This window comes from Kineosporia sp. NBRC 101731 (assembly GCF_030269305.1).
GTDB lineage: Bacteria > Actinomycetota > Actinomycetes > Actinomycetales > Kineosporiaceae > Kineosporia.
The window spans coordinates 491595-512708 of the sequence record NZ_BSTC01000001.1; the positions used below are offsets into that span (position 1 = coordinate 491595).

A 21114-nucleotide genomic window follows, 5' to 3' on the forward strand; every position below is an offset into this window, starting at 1 on the left:
TGTATCTGGACCCTAGCCCCAGCTGCAGTTGAACAGTAATCTTCACCGGCAAGATCGCAGAGTGAGCGGAGGCGTCATGACGCTGCGAATTCGTGCGTGCGTCAAGACGCATCCCGGGTTGCGGCGTACGAACAACGAGGACTCCGGCTTCATCGGCCGACGACTGTTCCTCGTGGCCGACGGCATGGGCGGCCACGACTTCGGCGAGGTCGCCAGCGCCATCGTGGCCCGTACCGTCGCCTATCTCGACGACCACCTCTCGTTGTTCGGGCCGGAGCGCGACATCGTGGGCGCGGTCGAGTTCGCCGACCAGCGCCTCGCCCGGGCCATCGAGAACAACGCGGCTCTGGGCGGGATGGGCACCACGCTCACCGCGATGCTCATCCACCACGACACGATCGCCCTGACCAACATCGGCGACTCCCGGGCCTACGTCCTGCGCAACCGGGAGATGATCCAGCTGACGCACGACGACACCTACGTGCAGATGCTCGCCGACAAGGGCTGGCTCGACCCCAAGCTGATCCCCCAGCACCCCCAGCGCAGCGTGCTGCTGCGGGTGCTGCGCGGCGGTGACGACGGCGGTACGGCCGAGGTCTCCCTGCACGAGGCCGTGCCCGGCGACCGCTACCTGCTGTGCAGCGACGGGCTCAGCGACTACGTGGCCGGTGAGGCCATCCAGAAGACGCTGGCGAGTACCAAGCACGCGGGCAAGGCCATCGACCGGCTGATCGCGCTCGCGCTCAAGGCCGGCGCCCCTGACAACGTCACCTGCGTGATCGGTGACGTGGTGGACGAGGACTCCACCCCCACCGTGGACGGCGAGTTCGTCGGGTCGGCCCAGGAACTGGGCGAGGGGGCCATCGAGGCGGCCGAGCAGAAGGTGGCGGAGGTCAAGAGCTCCGGAACCCCGGCCGGAAACTCAGGAATGCTCAAGAGCGCCTGAGCCCGTCGGGTACGGACTCCCAGAGCTGGCCGATGTCGTAGTCGTACACCCGCACCTGCACGCCGTCGTCCAGAGTGCTCACCTGGGCGGGTTCGCCGAGAACGGCGTTCCAGGCGGCTTCCGTACAGCCGTGCGGCTCGTAGTAGTCCGGCACCCAGATCAGGAACGAGCGCTGCGCGGGCCGGGTCAGCCGCGCCGTGTCGCTCACCCACGAGCGGGTCTTCATCTCGCCGTGCGTGCACTTCAGCTCGTAGACGGTGCGTCCGCCCCCGGTCAGGTAACTGGTGACGTTGCCGTACCAGTAGGGAGCGAAACCCTTGAGGACGCCGGTGGTGGCCACCTCGTCCATCAATTGGCTCTGGGCGATCAGGGCGTTCGAAGGACGCCGGTTCACCTCGAGCGCCGAGGCGGCGCCCCAGGCGGTGGTCACCAGGGCAGTAGCACTGAGGACGACCACCAGGGAGCGGGGGAGGCCCACCCGGGCGGGCGCTCGCTCACGCAGGCGGGGCAGCAGGATCACCGCGGTGACGACGAGACCGTAGGGCGCCAGGATCAGGTAACGGCTGGGATGCCCCTCCTGCACGAGCGTGCCGAGGAAGGCCAGCGGCCAGTTCACCGCGACCGCGAACGGGACGAGCTCGCGGGAGCGCCAGAACCACACCGCGCCGATCACCGACCCGGCCACCAGCAGGGCGAGAACCAGCACGGTGAGCACGTCGGCGGCGATCAGCAGGGCGGGGGCGCCGCGCCAGCGCTCGACCCCGGCCTGGGTGGCGGTGTCGTAGGCGAACTGACGCAGGCCGGACGACACCGATGCGAGGGTGGGGGAGAGCTGCTGGGTGTGGTCGATCTCCAGGCCGAACACCCCGACGCCCCACTGCAGCAGCGGTAACAGCAGGAACGAGACGAGCAGGCAGCCGGCCAGGGCGAGCAGGCGAGGGTTCCGGGTGCGCAGCAGGAACCAGGCCAGGGCCAGCACCATCAGCGGCGCGGCCATGAGCACCTGGAAGTACGGGTCGTCGAACCAGAACAGGGTCAGGCCCAGGGTGACCGGCCCGGCCCAACGGCACTGCTTCCGGAGGGAGCCGCGGCCGTCCAGATACCTGGCCGCCAGGGCCAGCAGCAGGAAGCAGAGGCCGAGCTCGATGTTGCGGTAGTTCGAGAGGTTGCGGTTGGAGCCGATGCCGCCGTTCATCGCAGCCAGGAAGAGCAGCGGCCCGGCCAGTTCGTACCAGCGGGCCCGCGGCGCGAGCAGCATCGCCCCGGCGCCGAGCAGCGCGAACGTCGCGGCCGTCAGCACCAGTACCGCGATCAGCAGTTTCGTGGTCGGGTCGAGGGCGAGCTGCTCGATCACCAGGTAGAGCGGGAACTTGAACAGCCAGGTGTCGGCCGGCAGGTGCGTGACGCCGTGGCCCACGTCCAGCCAGGTGCGCACGATGGACTGCTGCGCAGTGGAATCCGAGGTGTAGACAACGCGAGGATGCCGCAGCGCCGCCAGCAGGCCGGCGACCAGCGCGGGCAGGACGATCGCCGCGAGCATCCGGGGCGCGCGTTTCGCCAAGGATGCAGGCCTTTCGTCGGATGCCGACAGTTCCCGGTCAGACTAGTGCGGCGACCCGGTGCGGCGACCAGGAAAACCGGCCGCTTTCACTTCCGTGATCATGCGTCGTCGGTGGGTGAGGGCCAGGCGGCGCACGATCCCTCCGGGCTCAGGCCGTGGGAGATCCGCGTGCCGATCTCGCGCATCTGCCGTACCTGGCTCTTCGACAGCGGATCGAGCACCAGCTGCCGCACGGCCTCGACGTGCCCGGGCGCGGTGGCCACGACCTTCTCCCAGCCCGTCTCGGTCAGCGTGGCCGTGGTGTACCGGCCGTCGGTCGGGTCGGGGGCCCGCTCGACCCAGCCCTGCCGTTCCAGCCGCTTCACCACGTGCGACAGCCGGGACAGGGAGCCGTTGGCCAGGATCGCCAGGTAACTCATGCGCAGGGTGCGCCCCTGAGTCTCGGACAGGGCCGCCATCACCGTGTACTCGAAGTGGGTGATACCGGCGTCGCGCTGGAGCTGGGTGTCGAGGGCGGCCGGGAGCCCGAAGACGATGCCGGCCATGGCGCGCCAGGCGGCCCGCTCTTCGTCGTCGAGCCAGCGGGGCTCGGGGGCGGGGTCGCTCATGAACTCAGCCTAGGCCAGTTTCATGACTTGACCCTTCAAGTCATTGCCCACTAGCTTCACTTGAAGAGTCAAGTTGGCTAACCGAGGAGTGCAGTGATGAACGTAGTTCTGTGGGTGATCGCGGGACTGCTGGCCGCAGCATTCGCCGCGGCCGGCGCGATGAAGGTGGCCCGGTCGAGGTCTCAGATCATCGAGGGCGGCATGGGCTGGGCGGAGAGCTTCACCGACACCCAGGTGAAGCTGATCGGCGCCGTCGAGGTGCTGGGTGCGATCGGGCTGATCCTGCCCGCCGCGCTGGACATCGCCCCGGTGCTCACGCCGCTCGCGGCCGCCGGGCTGGCCCTGACCATGGCCGGTGCCGTGGTCGTGCACCTGCGCCGTGGTGAGACGTCCGGTGCGGTGCCGTCCTTGGTGCTCGGGCTGCTGGCCCTGTTCGTCGCCGTCCTGCGGTTCGGCCCGAACAGCTTCTAGAACAAGGTCCTAGAGTGCAGGTGTGGCGGCGGATTCGGGCAGAGTGTCATTTTCGCGTGAGCAGCTGGAGTCGTACCGCGACACCACGGTTCCCGATCTGCTCGGCCCGGGTCTGAAGCTGCTGTTCGTCGGCATCAATCCAGGGCTGTGGACCGCTGCCGTGCAGGCCCACTTCGCCCGCCGGGGCAACCGGTTCTACCCGGCGCTGTACCGTTCCGGCCTCACCGACCGGCTGATCGACGCCTCGGCGGGGTATGCGGAGGCCGACCGGCAGCACCTGATCGATCGCGGCCTCGGCATCTCGAACATGGCTCACCGCACCACGGCGCGGGCCGACGAGCTACGGCCGGAAGAGCTTCTCGAAGGGGCCCGGCGGCTGGACGATCTGGTGGCCCGGGCCCGGCCGAAGGTGGTTGCTTTCCTCGGGATTACGGCCTACCGCGTGGCTTTCGCGGCACCGAAGGCGAAGATCGGCCGGCAGCCGGAGAAACTGCACGACGCCGATGTCTGGGTGGCGCCCAACCCGAGCGGGCTGAACGCGCACACCCAGCTGCCGGAACTGGCCGAGGCCTTCCGCCGGCTGGGTGTGGCGGCCGGGATCAGCGGTTCTCGGACCTGATCAGCCAGGCCTGCTTCTCCAGGTCGTGCAGGACCGCGTGCAGGAGGTCGGCCGTGGTCGGGTCTTCGGAGTCCACGTCGTCGTGCACCGCGCGCACCGTGGCGGCGGCCTCGCCGATCAGCCCGGTGATGCGGTCGACGGCGTCGGCCGTGTTCACCTCGCCGGTGCCGAAGTCGGTCAGTGTGGACTGCGCGGCAACGGCTTTCGGCCCGGCATCGGGCAGTACGCCGAGGGCGCGCAGGCGCTCGGCGATCGTGTCGCTGTGCTCGCGCGCCACGTCGACCAGCTCGTCGAGCTGGAGGTGTAGGTCGCGGAAGTTCTTACCGACGATGTTCCAGTGGGCCTGCTTGCCGTAGAGGTGCAGGGCCACCAGGTCGACCAGGACCCGCTGGAGGTTGTCGGCCAGGAAGTGGGAGGCGTGGAAACCGCTGTTCTGGGTGTTCAGCGTCTCGGTCATGGTGCGGACCTCTTTTCTTCGCATGCGGTGCACATTCCCCACCAGATCAGCTCGGCCTCGTCGACGTGCGCGAAGCCCGGGTGCGACGCCGGCCGGAGGCAGGGGGCCTCGCCGGTGTGGCAGTCGACATCGACGACCGTGCCGCACGAGCGGCAGACCAGGTGGTGATGGTTGTCGCCCACACGCGTCTCGTAGCGGGTGGGCGATCCGGCCGGTTCGATCCGACGGACCAGACCGGACGTTGCCAGATCATCCAGGGCGTTGTAGATGGTCTGGTTGGAGAGCTGCCCCTCCACCGCCTGCGACAGGTCGGTGACCGTGGCGTGCGGGCGGGTGAGCAGCGCCTCCAGTACGGCCCGGCGAGGTGCGGTGCTGCGAAGGCCTGCGCCCCGCAGGAGCACTGTCGGATCCGTCATGACCATCACTGTACGCCTTGTTTTGAACCTGTCAAAAGAAGCTCTATCGGTCGCCCAGCCAGGTCAGTACCGTCTCGGTGAACTGTGTGGGAAGGCTGTCGTGCACGCTGTGGCCGCCCCCGAGGGTGATCAGCTCCGCGTCGGGGATGCGGGCCACCGCTTCGGCGAGCAGCTCCTGGGACACGTGACTGGTCTCGCCACCGCCGATGATCAGTGTGGGCGCCGTGACCGAGGACAGCCGCTCGCGCAGCTCGAGGTCGCCGGCGGTGATCTGCTGGCGCATCTGCAGAAGCATCTCCCAGTCGAACGGCAGGTCGCCCTCGGGCCGGTCGGGTATCTCGCGCGGCGCGAACGGCGGGCCCGGGGCCACGTCTTCCACCACCAGGCGGCCGACCAGGTCGGGTCGCTCGACCGCGAGCCGGAACGCCACCATGCCACCCAGTGAGTGGCCGAGCACGGTGCTGCCGTGTAGGCCGAGCGAGTCCAGCAGTTCGGCGACGTCGTCGAACATGGCGCGATAGCTGTACTCGGTGGGCCAGGCACTCGGGGAGTGGCCACGCAGCGTCACATTGATCACGCGATGGGCCTGCTCGAAGGCCGGGAGCAAAGGCTCCCAGCTCACCCCGCCCTCGCCCATGCCATGCAGCAACACCAGTACCGGCCCGGAGCCGGTACTGGTATAGCTGATGTCGATGCCGCCGGAAGTGGTGAAAACCGTTGCCATAAGAAGATCTTAGGGTCGGGTCGGAATCCGGGGCGAGGTTTCTTCCGTCAGCCGAAAACCGCGTCCACCCACTCCGGGTGGTCGATGAACGGGTTGCGGTTGTTCTGGAACTGTTCGTAGATGGCGTTGTTGCGGTTCTGCTCGAAGCTGTCCGGCGGGTCTTGCGCGTTCCACTCCAGCAGGGTCGAGAGCTTGCCGAAGCGGGGAGCTGTTCCGCCGGAGGTGTTCTCGTCGAGCGTCAGGTCGGAGAAACCGTCACCGCCGTCGTACCGCACGGCCATGTAGAAGATCATCCGGGCCACGTCGCCCTTCACCGCGTCGCGCGGTTCCCACGAGTCGGAGTCGGTGAAGTTGCCCGGCGCCTCGTCGGATTCGGACCCGCCGTCGTCGAAGTCCTTGTTACTGCGGTCGGAGTTCACCGTGACGTCTTCCGGGCGCAGATGGTGCAGGTCGGTGCCCGGGCCGGTGGCGGTGCCGAAGTCTCCGTGCGACTTGGCCCAGACGTGCTCGCGGTTCCAGTCGTCGGCGTCGCCGCCGTTCAGGCTCTTGGACCGGCTCGTGCCGCTGTACAGCAGGATCACGTTGCCGGAGTTCTTCGGGTCCTGGTCGGTGACCTTCAGCGCGTCCCAGACCTGGTCGTAGGACAGCTTCTGCACGTCGGTGGAGATGATCTGGTGCAGTGCCGTGTGCAGGCTGTTGCCGGTCTTGCCCACGGCGTCGTCGTAGTAGTCGCCGATGCCGGACGAGGGTGGGGACGTCGTGGTCGGGGTGGCGGTCGGGGGAGTGGTCGTCGGGGTGACCCCGGACGCGCTGATCGCCGTGGGTGACTTCAGCCCGGGGTGGGAGAAGTAGGCGCTCAGGGAGCCGGTGACGTCGAGCCGGGTGCCGAGGAGGCCCGGGTTGGTCTTCAGTCCGTACGCGCTGCGGTAGGCGCTCGTCACCTGCACGTAAAGCATGTCGCCGGTGTCGGTCTCGCTCGCCGAGTCGGCCAGGGCGATGGCGGTGTCGCCGGTGAAACCACTGCGTTTGACCGTGCTGGTGGCGGTGGGCTCACCCACCACGTAACCCCGGACGGTCTGGCTGCTGCCGGTCTGCTGCGAGATGGCCGCGGCGACGGTGAGCGGTGTGACCGCGGCGACCTGCGCCGCCGGTTCGGCCGTGGCCACGGTCGGGGCGACCGCGATACTGGTAGGACTCGCGCAGCCGCTCATGGCAGCCAGGGCGAGAGCAACGGCAGGGACGAGGAACCTCGCCCGATGGTGCGTATCGGTCATCACTGGATATTTCCCCCAAGCCGGTCAGGTACGGAAGGGATGACTGAGCGATTCCAGGTGACAGGTTGGTCACCGACCAGAGACACCAGGTGCTCGTGAGCAATATCTTCCCCTATGTGACCACAGACCACGTGATCCGTGACGCACGACTTGCGGACGCTGCCGCCTGCGCGGAGATCTACGAGCCCTATGTCCGTGAGACCACCATCAGCTTCGAGGCCATGCCCCCGACCGCGGAGGAGATGGCCGGGAGGATCGCCGACGCCATGGTGCGTCACGCCTGGCTGGTGCTCGAGGTGGACGGGGCGGTGGCCGGTTACGCCTACGCCAACAAGCTCGGGGTGCGCCCGGCCTACCGCTGGGCCTGTGAGGTCAGCATCTACATGGCCCGGGACAGTCGTCGCCGGGGCGGCGGCCGGGCCCTGTACGAGGAGCTGCTGGGGCGCCTGGAGAAGCGCGGCTACCGGCAGGCCATGGCCGTGATCTCGATGCCGAACGGGCCGAGTGTCGGGCTGCACGAGGCATTGGGCTTCAAGCAGGTCGGGTTCCACGAGAACGTCGGCTTCAAGAAGGGCGAGTGGCTCTCCGTCGCCTGGATGCAGCGCGCCCTCGGTGAGGGCGCATCCCCCGGACGCCCCGCCGAGCCGCGCTGACCTGCGTTCCCTGTCCTTTCTCGACCAGGAAATCGGCCAGGAAACGAGACAGCGCCCCCGGCGACCGTGGGAGGTCACCGGGGGCGCTGCGCGTTCAGTGGTGGATCAGTCGAGCGCGGTGACGCGGTTCGGGGTCGGGCCGGTCACCGGGGAGTTGGCGGTGAGGTAGGTGTTGAAGGCGTCCAGGTCGACGCCGCCACCGATCCGGTTGGTGCCTTCCTTGAGAACGAGGAAACCGTCACCACCGTCGGCCAGGAACGAGTTGACCGTGATCCGGTAGGTGCTGGTCGGGTTGATGACCGTGCCGTCCAGCTTGATGGTCGACGCGTTCACCTTGCTGCCGACCGCAGCCGACTTGGAGTAGCTGTAGGTGAAGCCGTCCGAGACGCCCATGTGCAGGAACTTGAGGCTGCCGTCGGTCTGCGTCGTCCACTGCTGCTCGAGCATGGTGTCGATCTGTGCGCCGGTCACGTCCATCGAGACCAGCAGGTTGCCGAACGGCTGCACGGCGAACGACTCGCCGTAGGTGACCTTGCCGTCGCCCTCGTTAGCGACACCGCTGGCGTAGGTCAGGTCGGTCCGCACGCCACCGGGGTTCATGAACGCGATCTGCGAGCCACCATCGCCGGCGGCCTGGGTGGCGGAGAGCTGGGCGTCGGCGATCAGGTCGCCGAGGCTGGACTCACCGTCGCGGCTGACGCTGCGCTTGATGTCAGCGGTGATCTCGCCGATCACCTTGTTGGCGATGGGTGCCGCCAGGGCGCTCCACTTGGCGATGGCCTTGGTCTGGTCCGCGGCCTTGGCCTGGGTGCGCTCGACCAGGACGTTCTTCGACGTCGACTGGGTGCGGATGACGTCCTTCGTCTTCTTGCTGATCTTCAGGTTGGTCTCGGTGACCGTGCGGCCGTAGGACAGGTCGCTGGTGACCAGACGCGGGTTGCCCTTCGGGTCCGGGATGGTGCAGTTGTAGGAGTTGTGCGTGTGACCGGAGACCACCAGGTCGATGCTCGAGTCGAGCGTCTTCGCGATGTTCACGATCGGGCCCGAGATACCGGCGGAACTACCGGAGTTGCAGTCGAAGTCGTAGGTGGCGCCGGTGGGCGGGATGCCGCCCTCGTGCAGCAGCACCACGATCGCCTCGACACCCTTCTTGCGAAGGTCCTTGGCGGCCAGGTTGGCGGAGACGACCTCGTCGTTGAACTGGACGTCCTTGACACCGGCCGGGGCGACCAGTTCGGTCGTGCCCTCGAGGGTCATGCCGATGAAGCCGACCTTGACGCCGTCGACCTTCTTGATCGAGGTCGGGGGCAGCACGGTGCGGCCGGTCCGGGCCTTGAACCAGTCGCCGTAGTTCTTGGCCTTCTTCGGCTTGGTGACCTTGACGCCGTCCTTGTACTCGACGTTGGCCGCCAGGTACTGGAAGTCGGCTCCGCTGTAGCCGTCCGTGTCGAAACAGCCCTCGGTCGGGTGGCAACCGCCGTACTGCATGCGCAGCAGTTCGGTCACACCCTCGTCGAACTCGTGGTTGCCGACGCTGGAGACGTCGACGTCCATGTTGTTCAGGGTCTCGATGCTCGGCTCGTCCTTGAACAGGCCGGACATGGAGGGTGAGGCGCCGATGAGGTCACCGGCGGCGACGGTCAGCGTGTTCTTCTGACCCTTGCGCAGGGTGCGGAGCTCATTGGTGAGGTACTCCGCCCCACCGGCCAGGACCGAGCCCGTCGTGGTGGTCACGGTGCCGTCGGTGCCGGTCGGCGGTTCGAGGTTGCCGTGATAATCGTTGAAACTGAGGATCTGAAGGTCGACGGTCTTGTCGGCCTTGGGCTTCGACTTCGCCGCAGCCACGTCGCTGGCCTGGGCAGGTGAGGACGGCAGCGCGAACAGGGCTGCTGCGACGGTGCTCGCGGCGACTGCCGCGGTGAGCCCGCCTCTCCGCTTGATGAGGGGCTTCATGTGGGCAAGCTATCCACTGACTGTGTGGGGATCCAGGAACTAAAGGGCAATATCGGGTTACAGCGGCAGAATTGATCTGATGTTCACACAGCTAAGACCCAGATTCCGTTATCGATTCTTGACTGCTTCCACCGGTGTCACGATCAATGTCCGCTGCGCGCCTTCGAAGGAGCCGCGCAACGCCTCCGGATCGGGGAACCTGTGATGTCAGCTGTGCCCAGCACTGTCCCGAGCACGTCGCTGATCGCCTGGCCGGCGGGGGAGTCCGGCTATCTCATCGACGTGCCCCAGGCCGACCCCGCCCTGGTCGCCCAGGGACTGCGGACCATGGCCGGGCGACGGCGCATCCAGCTGGTCGACGTCGTGCCGGGTCTGTCCACGGTGCTCGTCGTGCTGGCGGACCCCATGCCCTACCCCCTCTTCCGGGTGCTGCTGGCCGAGATCGAGCAGGAACCCGTCGAGGCCGCGGCCGACACCGGCATCATCACCCTCGACGTGCGCTACGACGGCCCCGATCTGGAAGAGGTGGCTTCCCTGACCGGGCTCAGTGTGCGGGAGGTCGTCGAGATCCACACCGGAACCGATTTCCACGCTGCTCTGAGCGGTTTCGCACCTGGCTTCGTCTACCTCACCGGTGTGCCCGAGCAGTTGCGGGTGCCCCGGCGGTCCGAGCCCCGGTCGGGCGTGCGGGGCGGATCCGTGGCGCTCGCCGACCAGTTCACCGCCGTCTATCCGCGCCGGAGTCCGGGCGGGTGGCGGCTGATCGGGAGCACCACAGCGCGCCTGTGGGACGAGAAGGCGGATCCGCCGGCCGTGATCCGTCCCGGCATGACCGTTCGATTCCGGCCGGTCGTTTGATGTTCCACGTGCTTGACCCGGGTCTGTTCACCACGATCCAGGACGACGGCCGCCCCGGTCACGCGCATCTGGGCGTGCCGTCGTCCGGTGCGCTCGACCGGTTCTCGTTCCGCCTGGCCAACCGGCTGGTCGGCAACCCGGCCGGGGCGGCGGTCCTGGAGACCACCCTGCGCGGTCCGCGGCTGCGGTGGGAGGGGACGGCTCCGGTCACGGTCGCGGTCACCGGGGCCCCGGCACCGGTGCTGGTCGACGGCCGGCCCGCCGCCTTCGACGCGGCGGTGCGCGTGCGCCCCGGACAGACGCTCGAGATCGGTGCGATCACGGCCGGGTTGCGCTCGTACATCGCCTTTTCGGGTGGGCTGATGGTGGACGCCGTGCTCGGCAGCCGTTCCACCGACGTTCTCAGTGGGTTGGGTCCCCCGGTCCTGACCGAGGGCTCCGGGCTACCGGTCGGCCCTCCGGGTGAGGTGCCGCCGGTCGATTTCGTCGCCCCGCCGGGCATTCTCCGCGACCCGGTGCTCGACGTGATGCCCGGGCCCCGGGCGGACTGGTTCACCGAAGCGGCCCTGGTGACCCTCGTCCGTACGCTCTGGAAGGTCTCCCCGACCAGCAACCGGGTGGCACTGAGACTGGAAGGCTCCCCGCTGGAACGGGCCCGTCCCGGCGAACTACCGTCCGAGGGCACGGCCACGGGCAGTCTTCAGGTGCCCGGGAACGGGCTGCCCGTGCTGTTTCTCAACGACCACCCGGTCACCGGCGGCTATCCGGTGATCGGAGTGGTGACCCGCCGGAGTCTTGACCGGGCGGCTCAGGCGGCCCCCGGCACCGGGCTGCGGTTCCGGGTGTTCAGTTCGCGAGCATCCCGCTGATCGCCGTGCGGGCCCGCTCGACCCTCTCCGTCCGAGCCTGATGTCGACGTGCTCGGGTGGTGACAGAACACTGCCTTCCACCACCCGAACCTCGTCGGACCGATCAGACTCGGCTGGCCTTCAGCTGTTCCTTGAGATGGGCCGGAGCCACCGCCCGGGCCAGGTGCCAGCCCGCCACCGCGATGATCGTGCCCAGCGCGATCCCGGAGAGCGAGAAGTCGTCGGTGACCTTCAGGCTCACGTTGCCGATCGCCACGATCAGCCCGGCGGCCAGGGGCACCAGGTTGATCGGGTTGCCGAAGTCGACCTTGCTCTCGATCCAGATCTTGGCGCCGAGCAGGCCGACCATGCCGTAGAGCACCACGGTGATGCCGCCGAGCACGCCACCGGGTACGGACGAGACCAGCGCGCCGAACTTGGGGCAGAGACCGAACAGGATCGCGACGATCGCGGCCACGAAGTACGCCGCCGTGGAGTAGACGCGGGTCGCGGCCATCACGCCGATGTTCTCGGCGTAGGTGGTGGTGGGGGAACCGCCCACCGCGCTCGCCAGCACGGTGCCCACCCCGTCGCCCGCGATCGCCCGGCCGAGCACCGGGTCCAGGTCGGCGCCGGTCATCTCGCTGACCGCCTTCACGTGTCCGGCGTTCTCCGCCACCAGGGCGATCACGGAGGGCAGCACCAGCAGGATGAACGCGGCCGAGAAGGTGGGGGCGTGCCAGCCGGCGACCTCCAGGCCGTCCGGGCCGACCATGGTCTTGTCCGGGAACCCGATCCAGGAAGCGCTCTCGACGCTGTCCCAGACCACCCGCCAGTGCGTGTCCACCTCGCCGGTGCCCGCGTTGAAGGCGGTGATCTGCCCGAACACCTGGTCGAAGAGCCAGGAGACGAGGTAGCCGAACACCAGGCCGAGGAAGATCGCGATCCGGCCGATGAAACCGCCCACGGCCACGCTGAGCACGATCACGAAGATCATCACCAGCAGGGCCACCCACTGGTCCTGCGGCCAGTAGGTGTCCGCGACCACCGGGGCCAGGTTGAAGCCGATCAGCATCACCACCGCACCCGTGACGGCGGGCGGCAGGATCTCGTTGACGATCTGGGCGCCCGCGAAGTGGATCACCAGGCCGACCGCGACCAGCGCCAGGCCGGCGACCAGGATCGCGCCGGTGACGTCGGAGGAGTCACCGCCCTGGGCCCTGATCGCCGCCACCCCGCCGACGAACGAGGCGCTGGTGCCGAGGTACGACGGAACCTTGTTCTGCACGATCAGCAGGAACACGATCGTCGCGATGCCGCTCATCATGATCGCGAGCTGTGGGTTGAGCCCCATCAGCACCGGGAACACGAACGTGGCGCCGAACATGGCCACCACGTGCTGGGCCCCGAGACCGATCGTGCGGTCCCAGCTCAGCCGCTCGTCCGGTGCCACCACTTCGCCCGGTGCCAGCGTCTTGCCGTCCCCGTGCAACTTCCATCCGATGGCCATGTGGCCCCTCCCTGTCGTTACCTGCGGCGAAGCGTAGGAGGAGGGGTGACTCCTCGTCACCAATCGGTGTCTGCTTTTAACGCGAACCTCACAAACGACGCCACCAGCGGCTTCCTGCCGGTACTCGTGCGTATTCGTCCGGTCGCCGCCCGTGGCGCGTCGTGCTCCCAACGGACCGCCTGAGCGCGTCGGGACGTTTCGATGTCTGATGTGTCGCCGACGTCCGGTAGTTTCAGCAGCGTTCCTCAGACGTGCTGTTGTCCGTGGGGTTACTTCGCGGACGTTCGGAGGTTAAGAAATGACGGCCGCGAGCCTGACCCTGTTCCCTCTGCTCGCCGGTCCTGCGAGACCGGCGCGGGTGAGCGCGATCGTCTCCGGTGCCGTCTATCTGGAGATCGATCCGGTGACGGACGAGACCGAGGGTTACCGCCCCGGTGCCGTGGTGGCCCTGCTCGACCCGGCGGCCGTGCAGCTGCCGATCGGCCTGACGCTGCCGCCCGGTGTCGCCGATCTGCTGCCGGTCTCCGTCGACGGCGACCCGGTGTCGCACGGCCCGATCGTCTTCGGCCACGGTGCCGTCTCGATGGCCGGCACCCGGCTGCCGGTGCTGCGCTGGTGGAACCCGACCGTGCCCAAGCAGGTCATGCCGCCGCCGGCCCCCGAGCTGCTGCCCACGGCCCTGCTCGACCAGTTGCTGGAAGCTGCCGCGGAGCCCCTCGCCGAGGGTCTCGACCTGCTGCGCTCCGGTGACACCGAGAAAGCCTTCGAGGCCCTGCTCGGTACCGGCCCGGGGCTGACACCCGCCGGTGACGACGCTCTGGTCGGTGCCCTGGCCGCGCTGGCTGCCTGGGCCCCGCGTTCCACGGCCCACCGCCTGCTGGCCGACGGTGTGGCGGGTGCCGACGGTCGCACGACGGCCATCTCCGCCGCCCTGCTGCGCTCGGCTGTCGCCGGTGCCGTGGTGCCCCAGCTGATCCGTTTCGTCGGCGCCCTGAGCACCGGCGACCCGGCCGCCATCCGCCCGGCCCTCGAAGAGGTGCTGCCGGTCGGGGCCAGCTCCGGTGCGGCCATGGCCGCCGGCGCCGTCGCCCAGCTGACCAACCTGATCCAGGGGCCGGGCCGCCGGCGCGTGGCCATCGACGCCACCGGGCCGATCAGCGCCCTGTACTGACGTCTGGCCGACTTCTGGCTGACTCCAGCAGCATCCGCAACATCCGGGCAGGCCGTCCATCGGGCGGCCTGCCGTCTTTTGTCCGGGGCGCACAGGTCCGTCCGGGCGTGCCCGGTGACCGTGCGGCTTGAGCCCTCGCACCGAGGTTCTCGGCATCGCTCTGACAGGCGGCTTCGACATGCCCGTTTTCACCCCTAATGCCGTCGCGCAGAGTAGTGAGCCGTAGTGTCTGGGTGACGGAATGTCGATCCGGTGAGCTGTTCGGGTGAGCGCCGGACTCCGTCGTTAAAACCCCCGGGGTCGCGTCGATAGGCATCTCGGTGGGGTTCACGAAGGATCCCGAAGCTCTCTCACGGAGGAGACACGCATGCGTACCCCCAAGTTCACGGTCAAGCGGGCCGTCAGTATGACCGTCGCCGGCGCCCTGGCCATCGCGGGCACCGTGGCCGTCGCCAACATCGCCCAGGCGGCGAGCACGGCCATCAAGATCAGTCCCGCGGCCACCGGTTCGACGGCGGGTGGAAACCAGCTCACCGTCACCGGTACTGGCTTCCAGGATTCCACGGGTGCGGACGTGGCCGCGGCGGTCAGGTTCATCCTCGGCACCACGTGTGGTGTGGACGCGACCGCCGGTACGGCCGCCACCGCGTTCAACGTGGTCTCCAAGACCAAGGTCGGGGTCACCTCGCCGGCGGTGGCCGCCGGTAGCTGGATGCTCTGTATCTTCGACGGCACCACGGCCACCCAGACCCTTCTGGGCGGCGGTAAGTTCGTCGTCGCGGCTCCGGCGACCGCCACCACCATCTCCGGTGCCGTCACCAACGTGGCCAAGGCGTCTGCTCTCGGCGGCACCACGGTCGTCGTGACCGGCACCAACTTCTCCAAGACCACCACCGCCACCATCGACGGGGTCAAGGCCGCGGCCACCTACGTCAGCGCCACCAAGCTCTCGGTCAAGCTCCCGGCGCACGCTGCGGGCACTGGCTTCAGCATCAAGGTGGACAACGGTTACGGCTCTGCTATGACCACCGACACGGTCAGCTTCGTGCCGGTCGTCACCGTCTCGCCGACCAGCGGCAATGGGACTGCCGGCAACGTGGTCACCATCACTGGTAGTGGTTTCAGCGGCAGGACCTTCAGCGAGGTGGCCGGCATCTCGATCGCCTTCCTCCCGGCCGGGACCGCGCTGGTCTCCGGAACCACCACGATCGCTTCGCTGGACACCTGCACCAGCGTCATGGTGGAGTCCGACACCACGCTGAGCTGCAAGGCCCCGGCGCTGACCACCGGTGCTTACTCGGTGCAGTTCCTGACCGCGCTTGCCAGCGAATACGACGCGGACTACAGCACCATCTCGAAGAGCGCCACCTACACGGTTGCCGCTTTCTGATCAGGTAGGAGGAGTCAGCACCAGCTGAACCAGCACCGGAGCCCGGTCCCCCTCACGGGGGGCCGGGCTCCGGCCTTGGGGAAAGTCCTGGGCGCGGAGCCGTCGCATGGGCGAGGATGCCTCTCCCCGACAGTGAGGCTGGTGCCCCCGATGGTCATCCCGATCGATTTCCTGCGGATCGCCGCGAACGGCACCGAACAGTTCGCCGACGTGCTGGAGTCCGCCGACCTGGGGGCGCCGGTGCCGTCCTGCCCGGGCTGGACCGTCGTCGACCTTGCCGATCACGTCGGTGGGGTGCACCAGTGGGCCACCCACGCGATCGTCGTGGGCAACGCGGGCGGGAAGCCCACCGCCGCGCCGCGCGACCGGGACGGGCTGGTCGCCTGGTACCGGGAGTCGGCCACCGGCCTGCTGCGGGCGCTGCGGGAGAGGCCGGACGACGCCCCGGCCTGGCACTTCGGGCCCGGACCGCAGGTGTCGGGCTGGTGGAAGCGGCGGCAGGCACACGAGATCACGATGCATCGGTGGGACCTCCACCAGGCGCTCGGCCGGGAGAACCGCATTGATCCCGCGCTCGCGGCCGACGGGGTGGACGAGGTCCGCAGGATTTTCTTCCCCCGGCAGGTGCGGCTGGAACGGATGCCACCGCTGACGCAGTCGCTGGCCGTGGTGGTGGCCGAGACCGGGCAGGAGTTCGTATTCTCCGGCGACGGCACGACGGACGAGCCGGCCGACGCCACGGTCACCGGGCCCGCCGAGGCGCTCTATCTGGCTCTCTGGCACCGCATCTCGCCCGACGACCCGTGCCTGGAGATCACCGGCGAGGTGGAGGTCGTTCGTTCCGTGCTCGGCGCGCAGGTGACTGCGTGACCGTGCTCATGGAGAAGTTCGGTATCCGCCGGAAAAGGGCCTAGGGGCGCACCACGTCGGCGATCGAGCGGATCTGGTCGGGGGTGACCCGGCAGCAGCCCCCGACGATGCGGGCGCCCGAGCGCAGCCAGCCGTCCACGTCGCCGAGCAGAAGGCCCTGTGATGCCGGCAGCCAGGCCCGGTGCACCGCGTCCCAGCCCTCACCGCTGTTGGGGTAGACCACGCCGGGTTTACCGCCGAACTCGACGGCCAGGTCGACCGCGAGCCCCACGCCCGACGGGTCGGTGCAGTTGACGCCCACGGCGATCACCGAGGACACCGACGTGGCCATGGAGAACGCCTCCCCGGCGGGTTCGCCGCGGCGGGTGAGCAGGCCGTCGGTGGTGAGGCTGAGCCACGCCGGGTGTCCCAGCCGGTCCAGCTCGGCGAGCAGGGCCTCCACCTCGGCGAGGGAGGGAATGGTTTCGACGGCCAGCACGTCGACGCCGGCCTCGGCCAGGAGCTCGAGCCGGGGACGGTGGAAGTCCCGGAGTTCGTCGACCCCCACCGATCCGTAGTCACCGGTGTATTCGGCGCCGTTGGCGAGCATCGCACCGTAGGGCCCCACCGAGCCGGCCACCAGGGCCTCGCGACCGGACTCCTCGACGGCCCGGCGGGCCAGCTCGACCGATCGCCGGATCAGTTCCTGACCCGTGGCGAAAGGGATTCCCGCGCGAGAGAAACCCTCGGCCGAGGCCTGGTAGCTGGCGGTGGTGACGATGTCGGCACCGGCGTCGAGAAAGGCCCGGTGCGCGTCGACGACGGCGTCGGGGGCGTCCAGCAGGAGCTGGGCCGACCAGAGAGTGCCGGAGATGTCGTGGCCCCGGCTCTCGAGCTCGGTGGACAGACCCCCGTCCAGGACGAGGGGCCTGTCCATCAGGTCGATCACCGGTCAGTCCCGCACCAGGGCCTTGGGCATCTTGCCCGTGGACCTCACGTAGTAGGCCGCAGCCTGCCGCGTGGCGAACATCCGGGCGACGCCCATGATCGCGCCGGACAGCGCGGCCCAGGCGATGGCCTCTTTCCAGGTGGTCTCCGGGTCTTCGGGCACGGTCGGCGGCTGGCCACCGGTTGCGCCCTTCCAGATGATGTTGAGCGACTGGTTGGCGGCCTGGGCCGCCGCAATCGCCGACGCGGCCGACAGGATCTTCCACATCACCGAATTCATGCTGTTCTCCTCATCGCACCGCCGGATGTCCGTACTGGGACTCAACTGGGACTCAGGTCAATCCTGACCTAAGGATCGCTCCCGGGCATTGCCAGGGGGGCGTCAGAGCAGGGCGATCACCCAGCGCACCACCGGGATGAGCACCGGGGCGCTGATGCCGAGCATGCTCAGCAGGACCAGCAGCGCGAGCAACCGGGCCAGTGGGCTCGGCCCGTGGCCCGACGTCGTGGAGCTGCGCAGCATCCTGAGGATCACCGTCACAGGGTGGCACGGGTCCTGCCGGAAGTCCTAGGCCTCACAGAAACCACTCAGTAGGTGTACCGTCACAAGCGCGACAGGGGAGCGCCAACAGGGCGCTGAGAGTGCAGGCAACTGCAGACCCTCGAACCTGATCCGGGTCATGCCGGCGAAGGGAGTCGAGCTTCTCGGTCATGGCCGAGCTGTGTGCCTTCGTCTTCGGAGGGGCGCGGCGGCGGGTCACGGCACCCCTCCGAAGACGGAGGAGCAACACCCATGAGAAACATTCTCTGGACCGGTCCGCGGCTGTACGCGGCCCTGGCCGCGATCGCGCTGGCGATGGTGATCTACCTGGTCGGCCTGCCGGCGGGCGTCTCGGTCTTCGACACGACACTGGCCGACCTGACACTGCCGATCGCGCTGTTCGTGGGCACGGCCGGCGTCGCGATCACCGCCGCCACGGCGAGGGCCGGACGCTGGCGGGTCGTGGACATCGTCACCGCCAGCGTGCTCGGTGTCGCGGGCGGCCTGGTGTTCGCGGTCTGGAACGCTGCCTCCACCCCGCTGCGGGACGCGATGGTGCCTCCCACCTCGGCGATCATCGCCGGGGTATGGCTGTTCCCGGCCGTGCTCGGGGCCCTGGTGGTGCGCAAGCCGGGCGCCGCGGTCTACACCGAGCTGGTCGCGGCGGCGCTCTCCGCGCTGGTGGGCAACGAGTGGGGCTTCTCCACGGTCTGGTACGGCCTGGTCGAGGGCATGGGGGCCGAGGTGGTGTTCGCCCTCGTGCTCTACCGGCGTTACGGGCTGCCCACCGCGCTGTTCGCCGGGGCCGGGGCCGGTGTCGCGGTCGGCCTGCTCGACAGCCTCATCTACTACCCGGAAACGCTCGGTGCGGCCGGGAAATTGGCCTACGTGCTGATCGCGATGGCTTCGGGTGTGGTGATCGCCGGGATCGGTTCGTGGCTGCTCACCCGGGCCCTGGCCGCCACCGGAACCCTGGCCCCACTGGCCTCGGGACGCAGCGCCGAACGTGTCTGAGGCCCGCCCTCCGCTGATCGAGGCGCGGGGCTGGGGCTGGCGGCACTCCACCCGCAAGGCCTGGGCGGTGCAGGGGCTCGACCTGCGGGTCGAGCCCGGCGAGCGGGTGCTGCTGCTCGGTGCCAGCGGGGCCGGTAAGTCCACCCTGCTCGCGGGTCTGGCCGGGCTGCTCGACCCGGAGGAGACCGGAGGGGACGAGGAGGGGGCCCTGCTGCTGGACGGCGTGCAGGCCCGTCGGGCGCGGCAGGAAGCCGTGCAGGACGGGCAGGCTCTCACCGGCCTGCTGCTGCAGGACCCGCAGGCCCAGACGGTACTGGCCCGGTGCGGTGACGACGTGGCCTTCGGGCTGGAGAACCACGCCGTGTCCGACATCTGGCCCCGGGTGCGGAAAGCCCTGGAAGGCGTGGGGTTTCCCTATGATCTGGCCCATCCGACCGGAAGGCTGTCCGGTGGGGAACGGCAACGGCTCGCCCTGGCCGGGGTGCTCGCGCTCGATCCGGGCCTGCTGCTGCTCGACGAACCCACCGCCATGCTCGACCCGGAGGGCGCCGACCTGGTGCGCCGCACGATCGCGACTGTGCTGGAACTGACCGGTGCGGGCTGCATTCTCGTTGAGCACCGGGTGCAGCCGTGGCTACCGTTCATCGATCGGGTCGTGGTGCTGGAACCCGGCGGTGGCGTGTACGCGGACGGACCGCCGGATCAGGTCTTCGACGAGCAGGCTTCGTCGCTGGTCGCGGCGGGTGTGTGGGTGCCTGGAGGGCGTCCGGAATGGAGGACGCGGGTGAGCGGGGAGGTTCTGCACGACCACGAACGGGGTTTGCCACTGCTCACGGCGGAGAAGCTGGCGGCTCGCCGACCGGGTCAGGCCGAGCCTCCGGTGCGGGACGTCGACCTGACGGTCCGGGCCGGGCGGGCGCTCGCCGTGACCGGGCCCAACGGGGCCGGGAAGTCGACCCTGGCGTTGGCCCTGGCGGGCCTGACCGCTCCCGCGGCCGGCGACCTCACGGCCTCCGAACGGCTTGCGAAGGGTCTCGGCCCGCACCCGCACGCCTGGAAGGCGGGTCAGCTGGTGAGCCGGATCGGCACGGTGTTCCAGGACCCGCAGCATCAGTTCGTCGCGCCGACCGTGGCCGGGGAGCTCGCGGTCGGGCCGGAACGGGTTGCGGCTCAAGGTAAAAGCTGGTGGCAGCGCCAACCGGGCGGGCACGCGTCCGCCATCGGGTCGGAAGAGATCCTGCAGCGCCTGCGGTTGGACCACCTGGCGCGGGCCAACCCCTACACCCTGAGCGGGGGCGAGCAGCGGCGGCTCTCGGTGGCGACCGTGCTGGCCACCGCCCCCGACGTGCTGGTGCTCGACGAGCCGACCTTCGGGCAGGACGCGCGCACCTGGACCGAGCTCACCACGCTGTTGCTGGAGTTGCTGGGCGAGGGCCGGGCGGTGGTCGCGGCCACGCACGACCTCGACCTGGTGACGGTGCTGGCCGACCACGGAGAGGTGATGGCGCTGTGACTGCGCTGCTGGAGGGTCTGGACATCCGCGAGGCCTCCCGGGCGCCTCTGGCCCGGGCCAATCCGGCCGCGAAACTGGCTGTGGCATCGGTGATCTCGATCGGCCTGATCCTCACGGTGGATCCGGTGACGGCAGGGGTGGCCCTGGCCCTGGAGTTGCTGGCGCTGCCCTTCTGCGGTCTGAGCCCCCGGAAACTGTTCCGCAGCAGCTGGATCATCCTGCTCGGGGCGATCCCGGCCGGACTGCTCACGCTGGTGTTCGGGGTGGACGACGGGGCCACCCTGATCGGGCTCGGCCCGGTGACGATCACCGAGGGCTCGCTCAGCTCGGCGATTGCGATCACCCTGCGGATCCTGGCGATCGGGCTGCCCGGGGTGGTGCTGCTGGCTACCACCGACCCCACCGACCTGGCCGACGCGCTGGCCCAGAACCTGCACCTGCCGCACCGGTTCGTGCTCTCCGCCCTGGCCGCTCTGCGCCTGGTCGGTCTGCTGGCCCAGGAGTGGCAGACGCTGACGATGGCCCGTCGTGCCCGGGGTCTCGGCCATGGTCTGAAACAGGCGCTGGGTCAGGTGTTCGCGCTGCTGGTCATCGCGATCCGGCGGGGTACGGTGCTGGCGACCACGATGGAGGCCCGGGGATTCGGGGTGGACGCACCCCGCACCTGGGCGCGGCCCAGCCGGTTCACCTGGTTCGACGGGGTGGTGGTGCTGGGTGGTGTGCTGGTGGCGGTGGCTTCCACGGCCGCGGGGATCGCGGCAGGCACCTGGAACCTGGTGCTCACCTAGGG

Annotated in this window: 23 protein-coding genes and 1 riboswitch; of the genes, 12 read left to right on the forward strand and 11 right to left on the reverse strand. The window is 69.1% G+C overall.

Annotated features, from left to right (window positions below; all coding sequences use genetic code 11):
- The first annotated feature begins 76 nt into the window (after positions 1 to 76).
- Positions 77 to 946, forward strand: a complete 870-nt coding sequence (locus QSK05_RS02060) for a PP2C family protein-serine/threonine phosphatase (RefSeq protein ID WP_285593287.1) — start codon at positions 77 to 79, stop codon at positions 944 to 946.
- Here QSK05_RS02060 and QSK05_RS02065 read toward each other — a convergent pair.
- Together QSK05_RS02065 and QSK05_RS02070 are read right to left on the reverse strand one after the other, a co-directional pair.
- On the reverse strand, positions 933 to 2507 hold the full coding sequence (locus QSK05_RS02065; RefSeq protein ID WP_285593289.1) for a hypothetical protein: 1575 nt from the start codon (positions 2505 to 2507) through the stop codon (positions 933 to 935). The two genes, QSK05_RS02060 and QSK05_RS02065, sit on opposite strands and share 14 nt — an antisense overlap.
- A gap of 98 nt (positions 2508 to 2605) precedes the next feature.
- Positions 2606 to 3115: a MarR family winged helix-turn-helix transcriptional regulator gene (locus tag QSK05_RS02070; RefSeq protein ID WP_285593291.1), complete on the reverse strand. Its 510-nt coding sequence runs from the start codon at positions 3113 to 3115 to the stop codon at positions 2606 to 2608.
- Between the two features lie 96 nt (positions 3116 to 3211).
- On the opposite strand from QSK05_RS02070, the gene QSK05_RS02075 reads away from it, so the two are divergent.
- Together QSK05_RS02075 and QSK05_RS02080 are read left to right on the forward strand one after the other, a co-directional pair.
- Positions 3212 to 3586, forward strand: coding sequence for a DoxX family protein (locus QSK05_RS02075; protein ID WP_285593292.1), 375 nt, complete (start codon positions 3212 to 3214; stop codon positions 3584 to 3586).
- A 43-nt stretch (positions 3587 to 3629) separates the two neighbouring features.
- Positions 3630 to 4205, forward strand: coding sequence for a mismatch-specific DNA-glycosylase (locus tag QSK05_RS02080; RefSeq protein WP_285593293.1), 576 nt, complete (start codon positions 3630 to 3632; stop codon positions 4203 to 4205).
- Here the strand turns inward: QSK05_RS02080 and QSK05_RS02085 are convergent.
- From QSK05_RS02085 to QSK05_RS02100, 4 genes are read right to left on the reverse strand one after another with little or no spacing between them, the layout of a single operon-like run.
- Entirely contained in the window at positions 4186 to 4662 is a 477-nt protein-coding gene (locus QSK05_RS02085) for a Dps family protein (RefSeq protein ID WP_285593294.1), read from the reverse strand. The two genes, QSK05_RS02080 and QSK05_RS02085, sit on opposite strands and share 20 nt — an antisense overlap.
- Positions 4659 to 5084 (reverse strand): Fur family transcriptional regulator, encoded by a 426-nt coding sequence (locus QSK05_RS02090; protein ID WP_352299677.1) that lies wholly within the window; start codon positions 5082 to 5084, stop codon positions 4659 to 4661. The genes QSK05_RS02085 and QSK05_RS02090 overlap by 4 nt, the downstream gene beginning before the upstream one ends.
- Positions 5085 to 5121: 37 nt before the next feature.
- Positions 5122 to 5802: an alpha/beta fold hydrolase gene (locus tag QSK05_RS02095; RefSeq protein WP_285593298.1), complete on the reverse strand. Its 681-nt coding sequence runs from the start codon at positions 5800 to 5802 to the stop codon at positions 5122 to 5124.
- Between the two features lie 47 nt (positions 5803 to 5849).
- Complete coding sequence (locus QSK05_RS02100) at positions 5850 to 7013, reverse strand: endonuclease (RefSeq protein ID WP_502879726.1); 1164 nt, start codon at positions 7011 to 7013, stop codon at positions 5850 to 5852.
- 179 nt (positions 7014 to 7192) lie between these two features.
- Here QSK05_RS02100 and QSK05_RS02105 point away from each other — a divergent pair, with 179 nt between their 5' ends.
- Positions 7193 to 7729 (forward strand): GNAT family N-acetyltransferase, encoded by a 537-nt coding sequence (locus QSK05_RS02105; protein WP_285593302.1) that lies wholly within the window; start codon positions 7193 to 7195, stop codon positions 7727 to 7729.
- A gap of 105 nt (positions 7730 to 7834) precedes the next feature.
- Here the strand turns inward: QSK05_RS02105 and QSK05_RS02110 are convergent, their stop codons facing one another.
- Positions 7835 to 9682, reverse strand: a complete 1848-nt coding sequence (locus tag QSK05_RS02110; RefSeq protein ID WP_285593303.1) for a bifunctional metallophosphatase/5'-nucleotidase — start codon at positions 9680 to 9682, stop codon at positions 7835 to 7837.
- Positions 9683 to 9895: 213 nt separating this feature from the next.
- Between QSK05_RS02110 and QSK05_RS02115 the strand changes: the two genes are divergently transcribed.
- Both QSK05_RS02115 and QSK05_RS02120 read left to right on the forward strand, forming a co-directional pair.
- Entirely contained in the window at positions 9896 to 10540 is a 645-nt protein-coding gene (locus tag QSK05_RS02115; protein WP_285593304.1) for a 5-oxoprolinase subunit B family protein, read from the forward strand.
- Positions 10540 to 11409, forward strand: coding sequence for a 5-oxoprolinase subunit C family protein (locus tag QSK05_RS02120; RefSeq protein WP_352299682.1), 870 nt, complete (start codon positions 10540 to 10542; stop codon positions 11407 to 11409). Before QSK05_RS02115 ends, QSK05_RS02120 begins: the two co-directional genes overlap by 1 nt.
- Positions 11410 to 11512: 103 nt before the next feature.
- Here the strand turns inward: QSK05_RS02120 and QSK05_RS02125 are convergent, their stop codons facing one another.
- Positions 11513 to 12898: a uracil-xanthine permease family protein gene (locus QSK05_RS02125; RefSeq protein WP_285593306.1), complete on the reverse strand. Its 1386-nt coding sequence runs from the start codon at positions 12896 to 12898 to the stop codon at positions 11513 to 11515.
- Positions 12899 to 13196: 298 nt separating this feature from the next.
- Here QSK05_RS02125 and QSK05_RS02130 point away from each other — a divergent pair, with 298 nt between their 5' ends.
- The 3 genes from QSK05_RS02130 (at position 13197) to QSK05_RS02140 (ending at position 16329) form a co-directional block, all read left to right on the forward strand.
- Positions 13197 to 14069, forward strand: a complete 873-nt coding sequence (locus QSK05_RS02130; protein WP_285593308.1) for an oxamate carbamoyltransferase subunit AllH family protein — start codon at positions 13197 to 13199, stop codon at positions 14067 to 14069.
- A 367-nt stretch (positions 14070 to 14436) separates the two neighbouring features.
- Entirely contained in the window at positions 14437 to 15459 is a 1023-nt protein-coding gene (locus QSK05_RS02135) for an IPT/TIG domain-containing protein (protein ID WP_285593309.1), read from the forward strand.
- Between the two features lie 150 nt (positions 15460 to 15609).
- Entirely contained in the window at positions 15610 to 16329 is a 720-nt protein-coding gene (locus QSK05_RS02140) for a maleylpyruvate isomerase family mycothiol-dependent enzyme (protein WP_285595151.1), read from the forward strand.
- A 40-nt stretch (positions 16330 to 16369) separates the two neighbouring features.
- On the opposite strand, the gene mmuM is transcribed toward QSK05_RS02140, so the two are convergent.
- The 3 genes from mmuM to QSK05_RS02155 form a co-directional block, all read right to left on the reverse strand.
- Positions 16370 to 17245, reverse strand: coding sequence for a homocysteine S-methyltransferase (gene mmuM, locus QSK05_RS02145; RefSeq protein WP_285593311.1), 876 nt, complete (start codon positions 17243 to 17245; stop codon positions 16370 to 16372).
- A 15-nt stretch (positions 17246 to 17260) separates the two neighbouring features.
- On the reverse strand, positions 17261 to 17536 hold the full coding sequence (locus tag QSK05_RS02150; protein ID WP_285593314.1) for a DUF4235 domain-containing protein: 276 nt from the start codon (positions 17534 to 17536) through the stop codon (positions 17261 to 17263).
- Positions 17537 to 17638: 102 nt separating this feature from the next.
- Positions 17639 to 17791, reverse strand: a complete 153-nt coding sequence (locus QSK05_RS02155; protein WP_285593316.1) for a hypothetical protein — start codon at positions 17789 to 17791, stop codon at positions 17639 to 17641.
- Positions 17792 to 17862: 71 nt separating this feature from the next.
- A riboswitch (TPP riboswitch) is annotated at positions 17863 to 17968 on the forward strand.
- An 81-nt stretch (positions 17969 to 18049) separates the two neighbouring features.
- Here QSK05_RS02155 and QSK05_RS02160 point away from each other — a divergent pair.
- From QSK05_RS02160 to QSK05_RS02170, 3 genes are read left to right on the forward strand one after another with little or no spacing between them, the layout of a single operon-like run.
- Positions 18050 to 18811 carry an ECF transporter S component gene (locus QSK05_RS02160; protein WP_285593318.1) on the forward strand — a complete coding sequence of 254 codons (762 nt, stop codon included), beginning with the start codon at positions 18050 to 18052 and terminating at the stop codon, positions 18809 to 18811.
- On the forward strand, positions 18804 to 20324 hold the full coding sequence (locus QSK05_RS02165) for an ATP-binding cassette domain-containing protein (protein WP_285593320.1): 1521 nt from the start codon (positions 18804 to 18806) through the stop codon (positions 20322 to 20324). The genes QSK05_RS02160 and QSK05_RS02165 overlap by 8 nt, the downstream gene beginning before the upstream one ends.
- Positions 20321 to 21112, forward strand: a complete 792-nt coding sequence (locus tag QSK05_RS02170; RefSeq protein ID WP_285593326.1) for an energy-coupling factor transporter transmembrane component T family protein — start codon at positions 20321 to 20323, stop codon at positions 21110 to 21112. The genes QSK05_RS02165 and QSK05_RS02170 overlap by 4 nt, the downstream gene beginning before the upstream one ends.
- Positions 21113 to 21114 lie beyond the last annotated feature (2 nt).